This is a genomic window from Kitasatospora sp. NPDC059827 (assembly GCF_042731675.1).
In the GTDB taxonomy this organism is placed as follows: domain Bacteria; phylum Actinomycetota; class Actinomycetes; order Streptomycetales; family Streptomycetaceae; genus Kitasatospora.
Window position 1 is genome coordinate 1 of record NZ_JBHWIV010000172.1, and the last position, 4,101, is coordinate 4,101.

The following is a 4,101-nucleotide window of genomic DNA, read 5'->3' on the forward strand; positions in this document are numbered from 1 at the left end:
GCTCCCACCCCGGCGGGGTGGGAGCCGGCCTCCGGTGCGGCGCGGGTCAGGCCAGGCCGTTCAGCAGCTCGCTCACCGGCTTGCGGCGGCCGGTGAAGAACGGCACCTCCTCGCGGACGTGCAGCCGGGCCCGGGAGGGGCGCAGGTCGCGCATCAGGTCGACGATCCGGTGCAGCTCGTCCGCCTCGAAGGCGAGCAGCCACTCGTAGTCGCCGAGCGCGAACGAGGCCACCGTGTTGGCCCGCACGTCCGGGTAGCCGCGGGCCATCTGGCCGTGCTCGGCGAGCATCGCGCGCCGCTCGGCGTCCGGCAGCAGGTACCACTCGTAGGAGCGGACGAACGGGTACACGCAGACGTAGTCGCGCGGGCGCTCGTCGGCCAGGAAGGCCGGGATGTGCGACTTGTTGAACTCGGCCGGGCGGTGCAGGGCCATGTTCGACCAGACCGGCTCCAGCTGGCGGCCCAGACCGGTGCGGCGGAAGCGGTTGTACGCCTCCTGGAGGTCGTCCGAGTCCTCGGCGTGCCACCAGACCATCAGGTCGGCGTCCGCGCGCAGCCCGGAGACGTCGTAGGTGCCGCGGATCGTCACGTCCTTGGCGTCCAGCTGCGCGAACAGCTCGTCCACCTCGGCGGCGAGGGCGGTGCGGTCCTCGGGCAGGGCGCCCTTGAGCTTGAACACCGACCACATGGTGTAGCGGATGACCTGGTTCAGGTCGCGCGCCTTCTTCTTCTCGGGCCGCTGCTCGGGCTCCCGCTCAACGCTCTCAGTCATGCGCCCATTGTCCTCTCCGTGGAACCGTCCCCGGTCGTCGGGGTCAACCGTTCGTCGATGTGCTCACCGACGGCCGCCGCGGCGGCGGCCGCCGAACCGATGCAGGCCGGGATCCCCACCCCGTCGTACGCGGCGCCGCACAGCGCCAGGCCGCCCACCGCCCGCACCGACGCCCGCACCCGGGCCACCCGGTCCGGGTGGCCCACCGGGTACTGCGGCAGGCCCGCCGTGAAACGCGACACGAAGGTGTCGTACGGCCGGGCGGTCAGGCCGACCGCCTCCGCCAGGTCCGCCAGCGAGCGGGCCACCAGCTCCTCGTCCGGCAGCTCCAGCACCTCGTCCTCGCGGTGGCGGCCCAGCGAGGTGCGCAGCAGGAAGGCGTCGGGGGCGGAACGCTGCAGCCAGCCCCACTTGTTGGAGGAGAAGGTCGAGGCCTTGATCCGGCGGCCGTCCACCGGCGGCACCAGGAAGCCGCTGCCGGCCGGCGGCTCGGGCAGGTCGGCGCGGCGGAACGCCAGGGTCACCAGGGCCATGCCCGCGTACTCGACGGCGTCCAGCTCGGCGGCCGCCGCCGGGGCGTCCGCCCGCAGCAGCCGGGCCGCGGCCGACGCCGGCACGGCCAGCACCACGGCGTCGGCGGTCAGCACCTCGCCGCCGGCCACCACCCGCCAGCCCTCGGGGGTGCGGCGCAGCTCCTCCACCGGGGTGTCGGTGCGCAGGTCCACACCCGCCTTCACACAGGCCGCGGCCACCGCCGCCGGCAGGGTGCCGAGGCCGCCGCGCAGCCCCTGGAACACCGGGGTGCCGACCACCTGCGGCCGGGACGCCAGCGCGTGCACCCCCTCGACCAGCGAGCCGCCGCCCCGGGCGATCGGCAGCAGCTGCGGCACGGCGGCGCGCAGCGAGATCTCCTCGGCGCGACCGGCGTAGACACCGCCCAGCAGCGGCTCCACCAGCCGGTCCACCACCTCCTGGCCGAGCCGGTCGGCGACGTAGCGGCCGATCGCGACGTCCGCCCCGACCTCGCCGGCCCGCTCGTGCCGGGCCCGCTCCAGCCCCTCGGCGCTCAGCACCCCGGAGGCGGCCAGCGCCTCCAGGTCACCCGGGACGCCCATCACCTGCCCGCCCGGCAGCGGCCGCAGCGCGCCCCTGGTCCAGATCGCCGCCTTGGCGCCGGTCGGCGGCTCCAGCTCCGCCCCCAGCCCGACGGCCCGGGCCAGCTCCACGGCCTCCGGCCGCCGAGCCAGCACCGACTCGGCCCCGAGGTCCACCCGGACCCCGCCGACCTCGCCGCCCCACAGCTTCCCGCCGACCCGCCCCGACGCCTCCAGCACCGTCACCCGCGCCCGCGCCGGCCCCCCGGCCGCCCCGCTCAGGAAGGCGGCCGCAGCCAGCCCCGCGATCCCACCACCGACGACGACGACCTGTGCATCCGACATGCCTCGCAGTCTCGCAGGTCTTTACACGGATGCCTCAATCCGCTGCACGCCTGCTGTCGGGCACCAGCCCGTCGAGGTCGATCTCGATCGGAAAGGGCACCGACCGCACGAGCTTCCCTCGGAAGATTCCGGCCGGACTGTAGGTGGAGGTCGCGGGTTCCAGCTCGAAGGCGTGCACGACCGGAAGGCCGCCCTCGTCCTCGACGATCCAGTAGTGCGGGATGCCCGCCTCGGCGTACTTGAGGAGCTTGACCCCCCGGTCACGGCACTCCGACTCCGGCGACACCACCTCGACCGCGAGCAGCACCTCACCCGGGACGTACCCGGTGCGATCCGGATCGAAGGGCGACCGGGACACCAGCACGTCCGGTTCCAGTCGGTTCCGCTCGTCCAGCGTCACAGTCATCCGGCTCTCCACCCGGACACCCTCGGGAGCGGGCCCTTCCAGTGCTCCGGTGAGCCATGAGACGACCCGGCTGTGCCAGGAGCGCTGAGGCGTCAGCCGGAACACCAAGGCGCCGTGCAGCAGCTCGGTGTGCGGCGGCGCCTGCGGCAACCGGTCGAGATCATCGGCGAACCAGCCCTCGATGCGGGGCGCATACATCCAGTCCGGAAGCTCACGCACCGGTCCAGCGTAGCGAGTTCGGGGGCGTGCGAAGTCGGCTCCTGGCGTTGCGGCGGGCTGGGGTCGAGGTCGTGTCCGTCCCGGGGCCGAGCTGTGATGGACCTGCGATCTGCCGGGCGGGTCCGTCGGGCAGGCTCTTGCGTCCAATGGCAGGAAATGCCAACGGACTTGGGGAGGGGCCGGGGAATGGGACGACGGACGAGGGCCGGGGTGCCGGTGGTGGCGGTGGCTGCCGCGGTGCTGCTGGTCGGGGGTTGCAGTGCGAGCGGCGGCGGGGACTCGGGGCGGAACGACTCGGCGGGAGCGCCGGCGAAGGCGGCCGGTGGGGCGGCCGCGCCGGCCGCGCCCGCCCCGGCGGGCGGGCAGCCCTCCGGGGCGCCGGCGGCGGCCGGGGTCACTCCGGCCGCGGACACCCGGCTGATCTCGTACACCGCGCAGCTCTCGCTGACCACCAAGGACGTCGGGCAGGTCCTGGGCAGGGCGCGGGAGTTGACGACCGCGTCGGGCGGTTACGTGGGCGGCGAGTCGGTCAACGGCGGCGGCGCGGACGAGTACGGCCAGTTGACGCTGCGGATCCCGTCCGCCGCCTACCAGCAGACCCTGGACCAGCTGGCCGCCCTGGGCCGGGTGGTCTCGCGCAAGAGCCAGGCGGACGACCTGACCCAGCAGGTCGCGGACGTGGCGAGCCGGGTGCAGACCCAGCAGGCGAGCGTGGACCGGGTGCGGGCGCTGATGGCCCAGGCCAAGACGCTGAGCGACATCACCTCGCTGGAGGGCGAGTTGAGCCGCCGGGAGGCGGACCTGGAGTCCTTGCAGAAGCAGCAGAAGGAGCTGGCCGCCCGAACCTCGTACTCGACCGTCACCCTGGACGTCCGCCGCGAGGCGGTGGCCCCGACGCCGACCCCGACGCCGACGGCGGCCGGGGGGAAGGGCTTCGGCGACTCGGTGGGTTCGGCGCTGGGCGGCGGCTGGCACGTGCTGGTCGCGATCGGGACCGCGCTGGTGGTGGCGCTGGCCGCGGTGGCGCCGTTCCTGCTGGTGCTCGGGGTCCCGGGGGCGCTGCTCTACCGGTACTGGCGCCGGACCCGCGCACGGCCGGCCGTCCGGCCCGAGCAGCCCGGGGAGCCCGAGCAGCCCGGGGCCTCCGGGGCCTCCGGGGAATGACGCACGGCGGCGGGCCCCCCCACACCCCGGGGCCCCCCCCCGCCGGGGGGCGGCCCGGCCGGGCCGCGGGCCCCAAAGGCCCCACGCGGCGGGGCGCCGGT

4 protein-coding genes are annotated in these 4,101 nt (G+C 75.2%); 1 reads left to right on the forward strand and 3 read right to left on the reverse strand.

Annotated features, from left to right (window positions below; translation table 11 throughout):
* Positions 1 to 46: 46 nt before the first annotated feature.
* From hemQ to ACFV8H_RS41265, 3 genes are read right to left on the reverse strand one after another with little or no spacing between them, the layout of a single operon-like run.
* Entirely contained in the window at positions 47 to 772 is a 726-nt protein-coding gene (gene hemQ, locus ACFV8H_RS41255) for a hydrogen peroxide-dependent heme synthase (RefSeq protein WP_375888299.1), read from the reverse strand.
* Positions 769 to 2,211 carry a protoporphyrinogen oxidase gene (hemG, locus tag ACFV8H_RS41260; RefSeq protein ID WP_380409903.1) on the reverse strand — a complete coding sequence of 481 codons (1,443 nt, stop codon included), beginning with the start codon at positions 2,209 to 2,211 and terminating at the stop codon, positions 769 to 771. Before hemG ends, hemQ begins: the two co-directional genes overlap by 4 nt.
* Before the next feature lie 34 nt (positions 2,212 to 2,245).
* Positions 2,246 to 2,836, reverse strand: coding sequence for a Uma2 family endonuclease (locus tag ACFV8H_RS41265; protein ID WP_380409905.1), 591 nt, complete (start codon positions 2,834 to 2,836; stop codon positions 2,246 to 2,248).
* Positions 2,837 to 3,022: 186 nt separating this feature from the next.
* On the opposite strand from ACFV8H_RS41265, the gene ACFV8H_RS41270 reads away from it, so the two are divergent.
* Positions 3,023 to 4,000: a DUF4349 domain-containing protein gene (locus ACFV8H_RS41270; protein WP_380409907.1), complete on the forward strand. Its 978-nt coding sequence runs from the start codon at positions 3,023 to 3,025 to the stop codon at positions 3,998 to 4,000.
* Positions 4,001 to 4,101 lie beyond the last annotated feature (101 nt).